The following is a 15,598-nucleotide window of genomic DNA, read 5'->3' as shown; positions in this document are numbered from 1 at the left end:
TTGCGGGGAGGTTAAAAAATAAAAGATTTACCAAACAAGCTCTCCCGTCTTTATCGGATATATTGCCACCATCTTACCGTTCTGCCACTGAATGATGAGGTTTACAATGTAGCCCTTAGCAACGATTATGTCGTGGTACTTCGTAAATGCTATCTTACCCCTAACTCCCTGCAAGGGGTTCTGAGCGTTTATCTTCTCCAAGTATTTCACAAGGATATCGGAGTCGTTCGGATCTTCTCCGTTGGCCTTAGCCATCTCGTAAGCCTTCTTGAACACGTAAACAGCCTCGTAGCTTTCATACGCAGTGTAAGCCTCTGGCAGATGTCCGTATTTGCTCTTGTAGTTTTTAAGGAAATTCTTCATGTTCTCGTTAATGGGTATAGGGACTTGCGAAGATGGGGCAAGCACCAGCAGTTTATCGCACTTACCGTTCGTCTCATTCCAGAAGTTGGGATCGATTGCTGGAAGAATCAATCCTATAACGGGTATGTTTACGCTATCCTTCCACTGCTTGATAAAGTTAACAGCATTTCCATGAGCTATCATCGCGACTATGACATCAGCTCTCTCATTCTTTACCCTTGTAAAGACATCGTCGAAATCCGTCTTCTGCGGTGGAATTGCTATGTCATCGACAACTTCGTATCCGTTCTCAATCAGCGCATTCTTAAGCTGTTGGTCTACATCTTCAACCCATTTGGCCTGATCCCTCACTATGGCAACTCTTTTCATTGGTATTTTTTCCCTAACGTAGTTCATCCCTTCAAGCAGAAAAGGAACATCTGTCGAAGAGTTTGCTTCGAGCCTGAAGATGTACTTGTAACTATCGTAGTCCTCTGCAATCTTCTTCGTCACCGTCGGTGAAGCACATTCTACAATCCAAACTTTCTTGATTTCTGCGATGGTGTCCATGTTTGCTATAACTATCCCACTCGAAAATCCACCTATTATGACGTTTACGTTTTCGTCGTAGGCAAGTCTTCTCAATTCTTTTCCAGTCACATCTGGCTTGAGCTTGCCGTCAGCCTGAACTATAACCAGCCTTTTACCATCTATCCCCCCTTGAGCGTTTATCTCGTCAACAGCCAGCTGTGCACCGTTAACCATAGCTTTACCGAACTTCGTTTCCATCGGACCTATAACACCAATTTTGATTACTTCTGCTTCTGCGGTAGTTTCAGCTGGAGTTTCAGAAGGTGTTTTCTGGCTACACCCAAGCATCATTAAGGCGCAAACTAACACTATCGCTGTCAACAACTTTCTCATGTTCTCCCACTTGGAGAAAGATTAATAAACATTGCGACTGTGTATCAATATAGCATGCTTGAGGTAGAGGGAGTCACAAAGAGGTTCGGAGCGTTGGTTGCTCTTGATAACGTATCGTTCAAGGTAAATGGTAAAAGGCTAGGAATTATTGGTCCGAACGGGGCGGGTAAGACAACTCTATTCAACGTAATTTCAGGCTTTCTAAAGCCCAATAGCGGCAAAATCTGGTTCAATGGAAAGGATATCACGGGCTTAAGACCGAGCAAGATTGCAGAAATGGGCTTAGTTAGAACCTTTCAGCTCCTCAAGGTCTTCAAGAGCTTGACTGTTCAAGAAAACCTTTCGATAGTAAGTGATGATTCAAGGGATTTACTCGAGTTAGTTGGTCTATGGGAGAAGAGAAACATTGTAGCTGGAAATCTGTCGCAGGGAGAGATGAGGAAGCTTGGAATAGCTTTGGCACTAGCTAAGAAACCCAAAATGCTTTTGCTTGATGAGCCTTTCTCGGGTTTAAGTCCAGTGGAATGTGAAAGCTTGATAGAAGTTTTGAAGGATGTGAAAACACCGATGGTCTTAATAGAGCATAAATTGGGGGAGCTGTTCGATTTGGTAGACAGAGTTGTTGTTCTGAACTTCGGTAGGGTTATATTTGAGGGGAAGCCCGAGGAAGCCGTGAGAAATAGCAGGGTAGTTGAAGCGTATATTGGTGAAGACTATGCTTAAAACTGAGGATTTGAAAGCTTTCTACGGGAAGGCTCAGATATTAAACGGTGTGAATGCTGAGGTAAACAGGGGAGAGGCAGTTGCGATACTTGGTCCAAACGGGGCTGGAAAAACCACACTCATAAGAGCCATTCTGGGTTTGGTTGAGACGGAAGGTAAGGTTTTCTTCAACGGTACAGACATATCAAGCCTAAAGCCTCATGAAAGAGTTAGATTGGGGATTGGAGTTTGCCCTGAAGGAAGGGGACTTTTTCCGAACATGACAGTCGAAGAAAATCTTCTCTTGGCCGGTGACGATCTGGATTTGGCTTACTCACTCTTTCCAAAGCTGAAAAACAGAAGAAATCAGTTAGTTAAGCAGATGAGCGGTGGAGAACAGCAAATGGTTGCAATTGCAAGGGCATTGATTTCAAAGCCAAAGGTCTTGATATTGGATGAGCCTTCGATGGGTTTAGCCCCAAAGGTCTTAAAAGAAATTGCAGGTGTGTTGAAAGAGATAAAGAGGGAGGTTTCGATTTTGATAGTCGAGCAGAATGTTAAATTCGCTATGAGTTTTGCCGATAGAGGCTACGTCTTGGTTAAAGGATCAATAGTTAAGGAATTTGAGAGTAAAGAAGAGATTGAGAAGCTGTACTTCACTTAAAGATTAAAGATTATTCAGAACCTTTAAGCTCTCTTATCCTTCTCTTTATCCTCTCAAGCTCCTGCTCTAAGTATCTTGCGTAGTCTTCGAGCATTCTGATCTCTTCCTCCTTTGACGGAGCGTATTCTGGAATATCCTCAAGATAGCGGGACATGTACCACCAGCACCATCCTCTGCCCCTGCCAAACTTCCATCCCGGCCTTTCCCAAGGTGGGAGATCACTCCAAGGCCCATGCCCCGGATACCTCCTCCATCTCCACCACACAAAACATCACCCCCTCAAAATTTCTTCAACTACATCCTTTATCTTTCTTCCCACAACCCTACAAGCATCAGGCGGAGCTTCACCTTTAGCAATTGCCAAAGCGCACTGATAGCAATTATCGTAGCCGCAGGCACCACAATCCCTCTTTGGTAGTAGAGCGTAAATATTTTGGGCTTTTTCAATAACCTCTGGCGGTTCCCTTGCTAACAAACTCCTTATAGCTGAAATTGGCTTTGAAATTATCTGCGATAGTCCAGAACTTATACCCATACCAAAACTCATTCCCCATCTTCTACCCCAGCCCGCTCTTCTACCCTTACCTCCACCACACCATCCTCTTCCTCTACCCCAACCCCGTCTTCTGCATCTACCCCAACCATTCATCTTTGAAGGTTTAGCACAGATTATATAGTCTTTTCGGTTAGCCTAAAACTGAAAGTGTTTAAATCCACCACACAAACTCGGAACGTGAAAATTGCTATAGTTGGTGCTGGATTGACTGGATTGAGTTGCGCCTTAGAGCTTAGGGACTATAACCCAACTATATTCGAGTGCCACGACGTTGGAGGACTACTAGCGTCTTACGGACGGAAAGGTTATAGAATTGAGAAGTTCTACCATCACTTCTTTCGATGGGATCACGACCTGCTGAATATGATAAAGAGGCTCGGACTGTCGAGTAAAGTCGTATGGAAGATAGCGAAGACAGGATTTGCCATTGATGGAAAGATTTATCCCCTAAACACACCCCTCGAAATCCTGAGATACCCACACTTAAGCTTAATGGATAAAATCAGGCTCGCAAGATTCACATTAAAAAGTAGAAAGAGGGATTACACAATTGAGGATGATAGGGGAGTTGTAGAGGGAATTAGAGAGGAGTTAGGAGAAAATCTTCTTCAAAAGTTTTTCATGCCCCTTCTCAAGGCGAAATTCGGTGAGAATTACGAGAGAGTAAGCTACGCTTGGCTTTTAGCGAGAGTTGCAATAAGAAGTAATAGGAAGCTGAGCGGGGAGGAGTTAGGTTATCTTAGGAGAGGATTCTGGCAACTCGTTGATAGGATGGCTGAAGGGCTCAACATAATTAGAAAACCTGTTGAGAACATAGGCTACTTCAATAAAAAGTACCATATTCACGGTATGGAGTTTGATGCAGTTGTTTGGACTGCCCCACTCCCACTACTCGATCCAAAGATAGCAAATAATCTCAACTTACCGAGCATAAGCTATCAAAGCTCTATATGTGCCTTAGTAGGGTGTGAAAAGCCTCTGAGCGATCTTTACTGGATAAACGTCGATAATGCTATCTTTGGCGCAGTCATAGAGCACACTAACTTCATGCCATTCGAAGATTACGGCGAGCATCTGATTTATTTAGCGAGCTACACAACTCCAGACAGCGAACTGTTCAGAATGAGTGAAAAGAACTTGGCTAACCTATATCTAAAGGACTTGGAGAGGCTTGGAATGAAAAGGAGAGATGTTAAGTGGATAAAGATTTTCAAAGCTAAATATTCCGCCCCGATCTATGAAAAGGGCTACCTTAAAAAGATCGTACCTTACAGGACGAACTTGAAAGGATTTTACTTGGCCGGGATGTTCTCGAAGCCGAATTATCCAGAGAGAAGTATGAATGGAAGTATCAAAGCTGGAATAGAGGTTGCTAAAGCTCTGAAGGCTGATTTTGATCTGAGCTAATTAGCTTCAACTTTCCATCTTCAAACCTTATCAATGGAGTTAAATGGCTCAAGCAGGAGTTATCTCTTAGACATTTCAAAAACAGCTTTTCGTGAAATCTCAGAGCCTTCCTAATCGCTCTCGGGAGTTCGCTTAACCTTTCCCCAAAAAGGTAACCTTCGAACTTCAAGTCATTCACATCAATCTCCTTTCTTTCCAACAAAATTTTGTAGACTTCTCTAAGGGTTGGTCTAAGCTTGCACTCTATCATGTGCAATCCACAGCAGTTTGCAGTTTCCAAGTGGAAGTAACCCTCTTTGCACAGTCCAAAGTCCAAGCCGTATTTTCTACATGCAACGCTAAGCTCCTCCAAGATTTCGTAGCAATCAGCCTTCAAAAGCTCTCCTTCAAACGAGTAGTGAGTCCACCTACTCCAAAATTTATTGTAAAACTCAATCTCTCCCTTCTCAATTCTCAAAGGTTCTGTGGTTATCTGATCTGCAACATCTTTAACTCTTTCAACGAACTCCTCAGCATTTCTAAAGGAGTAGTTTGGGATTAAAGGCTGTAACCTCAAAATCTTTGGTGCATCAATGATTTCTAAAGCTTCAATCCTGTTTTGAGGGTGTGGTGCTCTAGGCTCTAAGTCGTTCCTCTCAAGGGAGCTTATCGAAACTTGCACCACTACCAGTCCATCCTTAGCCATCTCCTCTATCAAGCTTTTCCAAGGATTCTTTGCTATTCTGTCGGATTTTGTTGAGAGTATTATTGGAATTTCGTTTTCTTTAGCGATCCTCATGAGCTTGTAGGAAACTTTTGCATTCTCCTCTATATCTTGCAACGGATCGCTTAGCGTAGCTAACCTGAAGGGAATTTTCAAATCGAGCTTCTTTGCGATTTTTGCAAACATCCCTATTGCTCTAGGTCTCGGCTTTATCCTCCCTCCCCTATACCATCTTGCATAGCAGTACAGACAGGAGTATGCACAGTTCGTATATGGTTCAAGCCTTAAAACTGAATAACATAGCGGGCTGATTATCTTTGAAGGGTTTATTGCGAGTTCCATGCTAAGCTGGCTTTATCTCAACTTCAACAATATCTCCAACCTTCAAATCGAGTGTGCAGTAGGTTTCGTATTCGAGAGTTATGAAGCCATCGAAGCTAAAAGCCTCTTCAACCTTCTTTGCAAGATTCATCCCCATCTGCATGCTGAATTCAAGCATCTTTTCGGGAGAATCAATTCTGGGCATGACCGTTGCTTGACTCCTTAGCTTTTTGAAGTAAATCACGACCTCTTCATCCTTAAGCTCGATTCTGACTATCCTGTATTTCATGAAGATAAATCGAGAAAGAGTATAAAAAGTTAGCAGAAAGGCAGCTTCGTCATGTTTAAGCCATCTTCCTCAATTCTTATGAGTTCGTTCAGCTTTGCAGTTCTTTCTCCCCCAACCACACCGGTCTTGATCAGCTTTGCGTTGAAGGCTACGCTGAGATGAGCTATGGTGTTGTCTTCAGTTTCACCGCTCCTGTGCGATACAACTACGTACCATCCATTGTCCTTAGCGATCTTCACAGCTTTAAACGTATCTGTGAGAGTTCCTATCTGGTTAGGCTTAATTAGGACAGTATTTGCTGATTTCAGCTCAATTCCTTTCTGAATTCTATTTATATTTGTCACGAACAGATCATCACCACATATCATGCATCTATTTCCAACCTCCTTCGTAAGCTCTGCAAAGCCTTCGAAATCTTCTTCATGTAGAGGATCTTCGACATATAAAAGGTTATAGCGATCAACAAGCTCGGCTATGTAACTTATCTGCTCTTCAGTAGTGAGCTTTCTGTCTTTGTAGACATAGTACTCTCCATTCCAAAGCTCCGTAGCCGCAACGTCTATTCCTATCCTAACGTCAACGCCCGTCTCATCCTTAACAATGCCTATAGCCTCACTTAGGATTTCAAAAGCATCGTTGTCTGTTATCTGACAAGCCCAAGCACCCTCATCACCTTTGCAAGCGAAAATTCCCTTCTTCTTGAAGAGTTTCTTGAGTGTCTTGTGAACCATCGCATTTGTTCTTTGAGCTGTAAAGAAGTTGTCCGCTCCTACGGGTATCACTAAGAACTCCTGAATATTTGTAGAACCTTCGGCATGCTTTCCACCACCTATGACGTTGCCCAGTGGATAGGGAAGCTCTTTAGCGAATATCCCGCCGAGATACTCGTACAAAGGCATACCCAAAAGCTCCGCTCCAGCTTTGGCAACAGCCAAACTTGTAGCTATTGCGAAGTTGCCACCGATGTTTGAGAAATTCTCGGTTCCATCAATCTCCCTAAGCTTTTCATCAATTGCGACCTGATCAAACACAGAATATCCTATCAAAGCTTTTGAGATTTTCTCCTCGATCTCGTCGATTTTGTATGGATCAACTACAACAGCCTCATGCGTCCCGGTTGAAGCACCGCTTGGAGCTATAGCCCTTCCGACAACATCTCCAGCGTAAACCTCGCATTCCACAGTCTCATTTCCCCTGCTGTCAAAAACTATTCTGAAAATGACATCCTCTATGATCATGTCGCTAAGTTCTTCTTGCATGGGTATAAACTTTTTGAACTTTCTCCGTTTTAATTTTAAATGCTCACAGCTAAGGTCGAAGGTTGGATAAAAAAATTTGTAGAAGGAGAATTTTGGAGAGAGCCGCTTGTATCGTTCTGCTCAGCAGATACAACTGAAAAATTGCCTAAAATCGTCCCCAATCATTTGACCGCAGAGGATTTACTCCCGAAAGCAAAAAGTGTTATAGTCTACTTTATTCCGTTTACCAAGGAGGTCGTAAAGAGCAATATCTCTGGAGTTAAGCCTTCAAAACTCTGGGCTTTAGCCTATATCGAGACGAACAGACTTATAGAAAGCCTAAATCACTATCTGGATAAGAAACTCGAAGCTGAAGGTTTTGGTAGTGCTGTAATTAAGCCTACACACAACTTTGATGAAAGAACTTTGCTCAGCATGTGGTCTCACAAACACATCGCTTACCTTGCCGGGCTCGGAACCTTCGGTCTTCACACGATGATTATAACCAAGAAGGGATGTTGCGGACGTTTGGGGAGTTTGGTGACGACAGCTGAGCTTGATTGCAGTGAGCCGATAAAGGAAGAATTTTGTTTATACAAGAGAGGTCGAAAATGTTTGGAGTGCGTTGATAAATGCTCATTCGGAGCATTAAAGGCTACTGGGTTAGATAAGAGAAGGTGCTACGAAATTCTAATGGATAATACCAAGCTGTTCGATTTTGGATTTGCAGACGTGTGTGGTAAGTGTGCCTGTGGAGTTCCCTGTAGCTTGAAGAAGCCTTAATTCAGTATTTTTCAAAAAGAGAAATTAAAAGAAATTAAATTAGGCCACCCAAGTAAAGGAAGTACACAACGAAGACTCCAGCCAGAATCCACAGCAGCGGATGCACTTCTCTAGCTCTCCCCGCAACAAGCTTCAGAATGCAGTAGCTTATGAAACCAACACCGATACCGTCTGCAATGCTGTACGTGAACGGAATCGTTGCCAAGACGAAGAATGCTGGCAAAGCTTCCGTGAAATCACTAAAGTCCAAGTTACTAAGGACGTTGAGCATTAGAAATCCAACAACTATCAACGCTGGTGCCGTAGCGAACGACGGAATGATCTCAGCAATCGGTGATACAAAGAGTCCAATTGCCAAGAATAGTAAACCAACAACTACAGCAACGAATCCTGTCCTACCTCCCTCCTCAATACCTGCGGCACTCTCTATATACGTCGTTACGGTTGAAGTTCCGAATATTGCACCCAACGTTGTTCCAACAGCATCAGTTAATAATATCTTCTCGGAATCGGGAATTTCACCCTTCTCGTTTATGAAACCAGCTTTAGCACTTAAGCCAGCAACTGTTCCGAGTGTGTCAAAGAAGTCGACCATGAAGAATGCGAAAATTACACCTATTGCTCCAACGTTTAACAGCCCTCTTAGATCAAGCTTCATGAACGTGTAGTCCAATGTTGGCAGTGAGAATATCGATTTGGGTGGTGGAGTAAGTCCTAAAGCGACAGATATACCCGTTACAGTCAATATGGAAATTAGCAGTGCACCCGGAACTCTCCTTACCATCAGAGCACTTGCTAAAAATACACCAAACACCGCGAGCCAAAACTCTGGAAGCTTGAAGAATGCTGTATTTAAGGTAGGTAACCAGTCAACAGGACTTAACATCCCCGGAACACTTGCATTCGGGTTCGTAACTGACACAGTAACTATTCCAGCCTCTCTAAGACCTATCAGCGTCAAGAACAAACCAATTCCAGCACCAAGTGCATACTTCTGGGAGAGAGGTATCGCGTTTATTACGGCACTTCTAACTTTCGTAATTGACAGGACTATGAAGATTAAACCTTCAACAAAAACTGCAGCCAGAGCTACCTGCCACGGATAACCCATTCCCAAGCAGACTCCGTATGTGAAGTACGCGTTTAAACCCATTCCCGGTGCAAGTGCAAACGGCTTTTTGGCGTAAATACCCATTATTAATGTCGCAATTCCAGCGGAAAGCGCTGTAGCTGTTACAAGCGACGGTACCGCCTCTTTACCTATTGCGACGCTGAGAATCGATGGATTCACGAAGATTATGTAAGCCATTGTCATGAATGTCGTTAATCCCGCCAAAATCTCTGTCTTCATGTTGGTTTTGTACTTGCTAAATTCGAAGTACTCCTCAATCCAACCCATGCACGGGATGCTTCTGCAGTTGTATTTAAAATTTAAATTTTTGTGTCTTGAACGAAATCTTTAACTATCTTCTAGCGTTGTCTAACTTGAAGCCCCGTAGGGTAGCGGTCAATCCTGCGGGCCTTTGGAGCCCGCGACCGGGGTTCGAATCCCCGCGGGGCTATTAAAGTGATGAAGGGCTAACGCCCTGATACATGATGAAAAAGTCCTACGCTGAAATCGTAACCGTTATTTTTGATTTTTGTCAACTCACAACATGATTAAAGTTGCTGTGGCCGGTGCTGCTGGTAGGATGGGAAGATTGATTGTTAAGAATGTCATTGAGGATGAAGAGCTTGAACTTGCTCAAGCTTTTGACGTGAGAGAAATCGGAAAGGATGCAGGAGAGATTGCCAGTGTTGGTAGAATTGGTGTTCAGATAACAGATGCAAGGGAAATGGAGAATGTTCTTAACGCCGATGTCTTGGTGGATTTTACGGTAGCCGAAGGAGCAGTTGAGAATATAAGGATCGCAAGCGATAAGGGTGTTAAGCTGGTCGTTGGGACAACAGGATTTACGGAGGAGCACTGGCAGAGGATTAGAGAGTATTGTAAAAGAGTTCCAGCTGTAATATCACCAAACTTCAGTGTCGGTGTGAACATCTTTTGGAAGCTTGTAGAATTCGCTTCGAAGTTCTTGAAGGATTACGATATCGAGATTTTGGAGATCCACCACAGATTTAAGAAGGATGCACCGAGCGGAACAGCTTTGAAAACGGCTGAAATCGTTCAGAGTGTTATAGGTAAGAGAAAGATCGTATTTGGAAGGGGAGGAATTTGTCCGAGGGGTGAAGAGATAGGTGTTCTTGCCATAAGAGGAGGAGACGTGGTTGGAGAGCATACAACGTTCTTCATTGGAATGGGTGAAAGAATTGAGATTACTCATAGGGCTTGGAGTAGACAGGCTTTCGCGAGTGGTGCTATAAGGGCTATCAAGTGGGTAAGCAAGGTGGACAAGCCCGGTATATACGACATGGATCACGTGCTGGGATTCAAGCAAGTCTAAGAATTTATCTAGTTTGACATTATATAGTTTATTATCAATTGCCCCAACCTCACGTTACAAAGACCATCGACATCCTAACACCGAACCACCATACATGGTAGCCTCTATCTTCAAGATAAAAATTTATATACCCCTTATGACAAACAGATAATTGGAGGTGGTGTGAATGGCTGAGTTGCCCCTTGCCCCAATCGACAGGTTGGTAAGAAAGGCAGGTGCAGAGAGAGTAAGTGCAGAGGCTGTGGAAAAGCTTAGAGAGGTCTTGGAGGACTACGCAATTGCCGTAGCAAAGAAGGCAGTCGAGGTCGCAAAGCACGCCGGAAGAAAGACAGTCAAGGTTGACGACATCAAGCTGGCTGTCGAGATGACCAAGTAAATTTCTTTTTTATTATCATTCTTTTATGCTTTATCTTATACGCTATTCTGAGATATTTCTTAAGTCTGAACAGGTAAGACGAAGGTGGATCAACAAGCTGATTAGAAATATAAGGAGAATTGTCGGCGATTGCAAGTTTAGGCTTGAAAGGGGCAGAATATGGCTGATAACGGACAGAAACGTTGACGATAAGTTGAAGAAGGTTTTTGGAATAGTATCTTTCTCACCGTGTGAACACTGCAAGCTTGACGAGCTTGAGGATTTCGTGTTAAAGTTCTGCAAAGGTAAACTGGAATCCGTAAGGACTTTTGCTGTGAGAGTTAAAAGAGTTGGTGAACATGACTTCACATCTCAAGATGTAGAGAGAAGACTTGGAGCGTTAATACTCAAGAACTTTCCACATCTAAAAGTTGATCTCGAAAACCCTGAAAAAACAATCTATGTTGAGATCAGGAACGAAGATTGCTATGTTTTCGATGAGATAATAAAAGGCGTTGGAGGAATTCCTTTGGGTGTCGAGGGAAAGCTCGTATCTCTGTTTTCTGGCGGGATAGATTCACCCGTTGCAACATGGCTAATGATGAAGAGGGGTTGCGAGGTAGTACCTATATACTTCGACATCAGACCTTTTACGAGTGAAAGGGCAATTGAAAGGGTTGAGAAAGTTGCTAAGGTATTGAAAGAATACGATCCCGACTTTGATGTCATTGTGAAAGAGCATGGTAATTTCTTGATGAAAGTTAAGGATATCTTGAAGGAAAAGAGATTGGAAAGTTATACATGCATATTCTGCAAGAGGAGAATGCTAAAGGTTGCTGAAGAAGTAGCGAAAGATGTTGGTGCTAAAGGAATAGTTACTGGGGATTCACTGGGACAGGTTGCAAGTCAGACTTTGGATAATCTACTGGTAATAAGTCAGGCATGTAGCATCCCTATCTACAGACCTTTAATAGGATTTGACAAGATTGAAATTGAGGAAATTGCCAGAAAGATAGGCACGTTCGAATATTCAACAATCCCAGCTGATTGCCTAGCTGTCCCAAAAAGGCCCACGACTAAAGCAGATCTTGAAAAGGTTTTGAAGATTGAAGAGGAATTTGAGTGAGAAAGATTTATTAGCGGAGATAGTAAAGTCGCTTCAATGATGAATCAGGCAGGATCTGATTCAAGATGATGAAGGCTGTACTCCCTGATTCTTAAGTTCTTTAAGCTTCTTCTCACAAAACTCGAATATTTCCTTACCTTCCTCCTTCGTGAGATAACCGTTGGCTATGTAGTTTCCGATATAAGGGTAGATAATGTTATCAAGCTCCCATTGTACTCTCCTGTAGTCCTTCGCACTCCTAAAGAAATCCTCCAAAGCTTTGATTATCTCATCTTTAAGCTTCATCAACGGGTGTTGAGATTAAATATATATACTATATACGTTTTAGCATAAGATGTTGAGGACATGACAATCCACGTAATAGACACAAGCACAATATTCATGAGAAAGGCGTATTACGAGAATATGGTTACGATTCCAGAGGTAGTTGACGAAATAAGGGACGAAAATTCGCAGTTCTACTTCTCCCTACTCAACTTGAGAGTTGAGGAGGCAAGCAATAGAAACGTTGAGAAGGTTATAAGAGTTGCCAAGAAAACCGGTGATATACACAAGCTATCCAATACGGATATAAAGCTTATAGCGAAGGCTCTCGACATAAAGGAGAGAGGAGAAGATGTAATCCTAGTCACGGACGACTATTCGATTCAGAATGTTGCTATGTCCTTGGGTTTGAAGGTTGATAATATAGTCCAGCCCAAGATATCGAAACGCTTTAGATGGGTTAAGGTGTGTAGGGGTTGTGGTAGGTCCGTTGATGGTGATATTTGTCCAGTTTGCGGTAGTGAGGCTATGATTAAAAAGGTGAGAAGATGAAGGTGGATGATTTGATTGAAAGGGCAAGAAAGTTGAAGGAGAAGGGATTAACAATTGGTGAAATAGCTTCAGAACTCAACGTTTCGAGAGAAACTGCAATGTGGCTTTTGGCTAAGGTTAGAGAGGATAAGGTAATCTCAGACGTTTACGTCGACTTAAGGGCAATATCAAACCCTTACAGGATGAGAAATATAGCCAATGCTATGGCGGATATGATATACGAAACTGTAGACAAAAACCCGGATGTTGTCGTTGGGATAGCAACAAGTGGAATTCCGATAGCCACTTTTGTTGCTGAAGCTTTGGATGCTGACTTGAGCATGTACTATCCGAAGAAATTGAAGTGGGAAGGCGAGGGAAGTAGGGTTGGTGGAGTTTTCAGTGAAAATTTTGCAAAGGTTGACGAGAAAAACTGTGTGATAGTTGACAACGTGATTACCACTGGAAACACAATAAGAGAGACGATAGAACAGGTCAAAAATAGAAAGGGTAGTGTTCTGTGCTCCGCCGTGATAATAGATAAGAGGGGCCTTAGCGAAATAGAGGGTATTCCTCTTCTGAGTCTATTCAAGATCGTAAGGATCTGATGAAGGTAACGATAGTGATTCCAACGCTCAACGAGGAAGAAAGCATAGGCAACGTGATAGATGGATTCAAGAAGTTGGGTTACAGCGATATACTAGTAATTGATGGAAACAGCACAGACAGGACGAGAGAAATAGCTAAGGAGAAAGGAGCTAGAGTGGTCATTCAAAGTGGGAAAGGAAAGGGTCAGGCCGTAGCTGAGGCTTTTCATATTGTGGATAGCGATGTTCTAGTCTTGATAGATGGGGACGGAACGTATCTGCCAGAAGATGTTGAGAGACTTCTCGAACCTATAAGAAGGGGAATCGCAGATCACGTTGTGGGGAACAGGTTTGCTAATTTCGAGAAAGGAGCGTTTACAAGACTGAATTTAATAGGAAACAAAATTTTGAACGCACTCTTCAGATTTTTCTACGGTGTCGATCTAAAGGATATCTTATCTGGTTACAGAGCCCTGAAGAGGGATGTTTACAAGAGTGTTGAGCTAAAGAAGATGGGATTCGAAATAGAAACTGAATTGACGGTCGAGACGTTGGCTAAAGGTTACAGAATAATGGAGGTCCCTATCAGCTACAAGAAAAGATCGGGGAAGACCAAGCTGAACCCACTCAAAGATGGTTTCAAGATAGGTTGGACAATCTACAACTTGCTCATAAGGTTCAGCCCGGCAAGATTCTTTCTTCTCTTTGGTATAATCCTCATACTTTTAGGAGTTCTTGTAGGTTTTTACGTTGTTTACGAGTGGTTTAAACATATTTCTCACGATCTCTTGGCCGTTTTAACAACACTTTTGATAGTTTCTGGATTGCAGATAATCCTATTCGGTTTAATAAGTGATTTTGTGCTGAGAAGTAATGTTCAGCTTAGAAGGGAGATTTACGAACTTAGAAGAACTCTGGAGGAGTTGAAGGATGTGGACAGTAAAAAAGATTAGGGAACTCTTTGAAATGGATGTTCACGAGCTTGGAAGGATTGCAAACAGCATGAATGACAACAAAGTGATGTTCGTTATAAACAGGCACATAAACTACACGAACGTCTGTGTTTCAAAATGCCCATTATGTGCATTCTGGAAGGATAACGGCTATCTGATGAGCAAGGAGGAATTGCTGCAAAAGGTTGATGAGGCTGTTCAAAGGGGAGCTACGGAGTTGCATATAGTTGGATCGCACAATCCAGAGGTAACGGTAGAATACTTTGAGGATATTTTCAGCGAGATAAAAAGAAAATATCCAAACGTCGTTATCAAAGCTTTAACAGCCACAGAAATCCACTTCTTGGCTAAGAAGGAGAAGTGCAACGTCAGGGAAATCCTCTCGAGGCTTAAAGATGCTGGACTTCAAATGTTACCAGGAGGAGGTGCCGAAATACTCTGTAACGACATTAGAAGGGTTATATGCCCGAACAAAGCTAAAGCTGAGGAATGGTTGAGTGTTATGAAGATAGCTCACGAGATGGGTTTGAAGAGCAACGCAACGATCTTATTTGGGCACATTGAGGACTACAGACACAGAGCAATACATCTCTACAAGCTCTGGAAGTTACAGGAGAAGACAAAAGGGTTCGTTTCTCTAATTCCTCTAGTATTTCATCCCGAAAACACACAGCTTAAGAGGTGGGGTCTCGTTAAGGAGAAGACCAACCCCATTGACATTTTAAAGACCATAGCGGTGGCGAGGATTGTTCTAAGCAACTTCAAAAGCATAAGAGCTTACTGGGTTGGGTTGGGAGAAAAGCTTGCACAAGTTGCTCTGAATTACGGAGCGAACGATGTTGATGGAACTATAATGGAAGAGAAAGTTACACATTCTGCCGGGGCAAATTCGCCGACATACATGACCGTTGACAGGATAATCAAGTTGATAAAAGGTGCCGGCAAGATTCCAGTTCAGAGGGACAGCTTTTGCAACGTCATGAGAGTCTTCAATTAAGTTCTCTGAAATCTTTCACCGACATTTACAACACAGCCTGCCTCCTCAAGATCGTTGAGTAGTGAAGAGACCGTATCTCTACTCAAGTCCAAATTTGAACTTAGCTCTTCAACCGATTTGGGAGTTTCAAGCAAGCTAAGAATTTTTCTCAAAACTTCGTTCTTCTCTTTCAAAAATCTGACAACATCATCGAAATCTTCTTCGAAATTTTCGGAATACTTTTTAATGGCTTCGATAAGCTCATCATCAGCCCAAAGAACATCCAAGTAGAGCTTGTAAACAACTTCAAATCGATCTCTAAGCCTGTAACAGCGTTCAATTCTAACTCTGCCAAACTTAACTAAGTCTAAGGCTGCTTTTTGGGCAATTTTACAGTCTCTAAACGTCAGTTCCATGTCGAATGTTTTGCAAA

Annotated in this window: 20 protein-coding genes and 1 tRNA gene; 12 read left to right on the top strand and 9 right to left on the bottom strand. The window is 42.7% G+C overall.

Going from position 1 to position 15,598, the window contains the following annotated elements; all coding sequences use genetic code 11:
- Positions 1-27 precede the first annotated feature (27 nt).
- Positions 28-1,266 carry an ABC transporter substrate-binding protein gene (locus ARCPR_RS01010; RefSeq protein ID WP_012939609.1) on the bottom strand — a complete coding sequence of 413 codons (1,239 nt, stop codon included), beginning with the start codon at positions 1,264-1,266 and terminating at the stop codon, positions 28-30.
- Between the two features lie 54 nt (positions 1,267-1,320).
- On the opposite strand from ARCPR_RS01010, the gene ARCPR_RS01005 reads away from it, so the two are divergent.
- Together ARCPR_RS01005 and ARCPR_RS01000 are read left to right on the top strand one after the other, a co-directional pair.
- Positions 1,321-1,989 carry an ABC transporter ATP-binding protein gene (locus ARCPR_RS01005; protein ID WP_012939608.1) on the top strand — a complete coding sequence of 223 codons (669 nt, stop codon included), beginning with the start codon at positions 1,321-1,323 and terminating at the stop codon, positions 1,987-1,989.
- Complete coding sequence (locus ARCPR_RS01000) at positions 1,982-2,632, top strand: ABC transporter ATP-binding protein (protein ID WP_012939607.1); 651 nt, start codon at positions 1,982-1,984, stop codon at positions 2,630-2,632. Before ARCPR_RS01005 ends, ARCPR_RS01000 begins: the two co-directional genes overlap by 8 nt.
- Positions 2,633-2,642: 10 nt before the next feature.
- Here ARCPR_RS01000 and ARCPR_RS00995 read toward each other — a convergent pair whose 3' ends face one another.
- Together ARCPR_RS00995 and ARCPR_RS00990 are read right to left on the bottom strand one after the other, a co-directional pair.
- Positions 2,643-2,897, bottom strand: a complete 255-nt coding sequence (locus ARCPR_RS00995; RefSeq protein WP_012939606.1) for a DUF5320 domain-containing protein — start codon at positions 2,895-2,897, stop codon at positions 2,643-2,645.
- Between the two features lie 6 nt (positions 2,898-2,903).
- Positions 2,904-3,281, bottom strand: coding sequence for a (Fe-S)-binding protein (locus tag ARCPR_RS00990; RefSeq protein ID WP_012939605.1), 378 nt, complete (start codon positions 3,279-3,281; stop codon positions 2,904-2,906).
- An 84-nt stretch (positions 3,282-3,365) separates the two neighbouring features.
- Between ARCPR_RS00990 and ARCPR_RS00985 the strand changes: the two genes are divergently transcribed.
- Positions 3,366-4,595, top strand: coding sequence for an NAD(P)/FAD-dependent oxidoreductase (locus tag ARCPR_RS00985; RefSeq protein ID WP_012939604.1), 1,230 nt, complete (start codon positions 3,366-3,368; stop codon positions 4,593-4,595).
- Here ARCPR_RS00985 and ARCPR_RS00980 read toward each other — a convergent pair.
- From ARCPR_RS00980 to eno, 3 genes are read right to left on the bottom strand one after another with little or no spacing between them, the layout of a single operon-like run.
- The gene (locus tag ARCPR_RS00980; protein ID WP_012939603.1) at positions 4,561-5,640 is read right to left on the bottom strand and encodes a radical SAM protein; all 1,080 of its coding nucleotides are present in this window, start codon (positions 5,638-5,640) and stop codon (positions 4,561-4,563) included. The two genes, ARCPR_RS00985 and ARCPR_RS00980, sit on opposite strands and share 35 nt — an antisense overlap.
- 1 nt (position 5,641) lies before the next feature.
- Entirely contained in the window at positions 5,642-5,908 is a 267-nt protein-coding gene (locus tag ARCPR_RS00975; RefSeq protein WP_012939602.1) for a hypothetical protein, read from the bottom strand.
- A gap of 29 nt (positions 5,909-5,937) precedes the next feature.
- Positions 5,938-7,146 (bottom strand): phosphopyruvate hydratase, encoded by a 1,209-nt coding sequence (gene eno, locus ARCPR_RS00970; RefSeq protein ID WP_048084679.1) that lies wholly within the window; start codon positions 7,144-7,146, stop codon positions 5,938-5,940.
- A gap of 60 nt (positions 7,147-7,206) precedes the next feature.
- Here eno and ARCPR_RS00965 point away from each other — a divergent pair, with 60 nt between their 5' ends.
- Positions 7,207-7,929, top strand: a complete 723-nt coding sequence (locus tag ARCPR_RS00965) for an epoxyqueuosine reductase (RefSeq protein ID WP_012939600.1) — start codon at positions 7,207-7,209, stop codon at positions 7,927-7,929.
- A gap of 34 nt (positions 7,930-7,963) precedes the next feature.
- Here ARCPR_RS00965 and ARCPR_RS00960 read toward each other — a convergent pair whose 3' ends face one another.
- On the bottom strand, positions 7,964-9,328 hold the full coding sequence (locus ARCPR_RS00960) for an NCS2 family permease (RefSeq protein WP_012939599.1): 1,365 nt from the start codon (positions 9,326-9,328) through the stop codon (positions 7,964-7,966).
- A 90-nt stretch (positions 9,329-9,418) separates the two neighbouring features.
- Here ARCPR_RS00960 and ARCPR_RS00955 point away from each other — a divergent pair.
- From ARCPR_RS00955 to thiI, 4 genes are all read left to right on the top strand, one after another.
- Positions 9,419-9,491, top strand: a tRNA-Gln gene (locus ARCPR_RS00955).
- Between the two features lie 93 nt (positions 9,492-9,584).
- On the top strand, positions 9,585-10,373 hold the full coding sequence (gene dapB / locus ARCPR_RS00950) for a 4-hydroxy-tetrahydrodipicolinate reductase (RefSeq protein ID WP_012939598.1): 789 nt from the start codon (positions 9,585-9,587) through the stop codon (positions 10,371-10,373).
- A gap of 166 nt (positions 10,374-10,539) precedes the next feature.
- Positions 10,540-10,749, top strand: a complete 210-nt coding sequence (locus ARCPR_RS00945) for a histone family protein (RefSeq protein ID WP_012939597.1) — start codon at positions 10,540-10,542, stop codon at positions 10,747-10,749.
- 25 nt (positions 10,750-10,774) lie between these two features.
- Complete coding sequence (gene thiI, locus ARCPR_RS00940) at positions 10,775-11,854, top strand: tRNA uracil 4-sulfurtransferase ThiI (RefSeq protein ID WP_012939596.1); 1,080 nt, start codon at positions 10,775-10,777, stop codon at positions 11,852-11,854.
- A gap of 60 nt (positions 11,855-11,914) precedes the next feature.
- Here the strand turns inward: thiI and ARCPR_RS00935 are convergent, their stop codons facing one another.
- Positions 11,915-12,139, bottom strand: coding sequence for a hypothetical protein (locus ARCPR_RS00935; protein ID WP_012939595.1), 225 nt, complete (start codon positions 12,137-12,139; stop codon positions 11,915-11,917).
- A gap of 60 nt (positions 12,140-12,199) precedes the next feature.
- Here ARCPR_RS00935 and ARCPR_RS00930 point away from each other — a divergent pair, with 60 nt between their 5' ends.
- Genes ARCPR_RS00930 through ARCPR_RS00915 form a run of 4 tightly spaced genes read left to right on the top strand, consistent with a single transcriptional unit; the run spans position 12,200 to position 15,186 of the window.
- A complete protein-coding gene (locus tag ARCPR_RS00930; RefSeq protein WP_012939594.1) occupies positions 12,200-12,670 on the top strand; it encodes an NOB1 family endonuclease in 471 nt (156 codons plus the stop codon).
- Positions 12,667-13,257: an orotate phosphoribosyltransferase-like protein gene (locus tag ARCPR_RS00925; protein WP_012939593.1), complete on the top strand. Its 591-nt coding sequence runs from the start codon at positions 12,667-12,669 to the stop codon at positions 13,255-13,257. Before ARCPR_RS00930 ends, ARCPR_RS00925 begins: the two co-directional genes overlap by 4 nt.
- Positions 13,257-14,189 (top strand): S-layer glycoprotein N-glycosyltransferase AglJ, encoded by a 933-nt coding sequence (aglJ, locus tag ARCPR_RS00920; protein WP_012939592.1) that lies wholly within the window; start codon positions 13,257-13,259, stop codon positions 14,187-14,189. The genes ARCPR_RS00925 and aglJ overlap by 1 nt, the downstream gene beginning before the upstream one ends.
- Positions 14,167-15,186: a CofH family radical SAM protein gene (locus ARCPR_RS00915; RefSeq protein WP_012939591.1), complete on the top strand. Its 1,020-nt coding sequence runs from the start codon at positions 14,167-14,169 to the stop codon at positions 15,184-15,186. Before aglJ ends, ARCPR_RS00915 begins: the two co-directional genes overlap by 23 nt.
- On the opposite strand, the gene ARCPR_RS00910 is transcribed toward ARCPR_RS00915, so the two are convergent.
- A complete protein-coding gene (locus ARCPR_RS00910) occupies positions 15,183-15,581 on the bottom strand; it encodes a winged helix-turn-helix domain-containing protein (RefSeq protein WP_012939590.1) in 399 nt (132 codons plus the stop codon). The genes ARCPR_RS00915 and ARCPR_RS00910 overlap by 4 nt on opposite strands.
- Positions 15,582-15,598: the final 17 nt, after the last annotated feature.

Source organism: Archaeoglobus profundus DSM 5631 (assembly GCF_000025285.1).
In the GTDB taxonomy this organism is placed as follows: domain Archaea; phylum Halobacteriota; class Archaeoglobi; order Archaeoglobales; family Archaeoglobaceae; genus Archaeoglobus_B; species Archaeoglobus_B profundus.
This window is presented reverse-complemented; position numbering and strand designations above follow the sequence as displayed.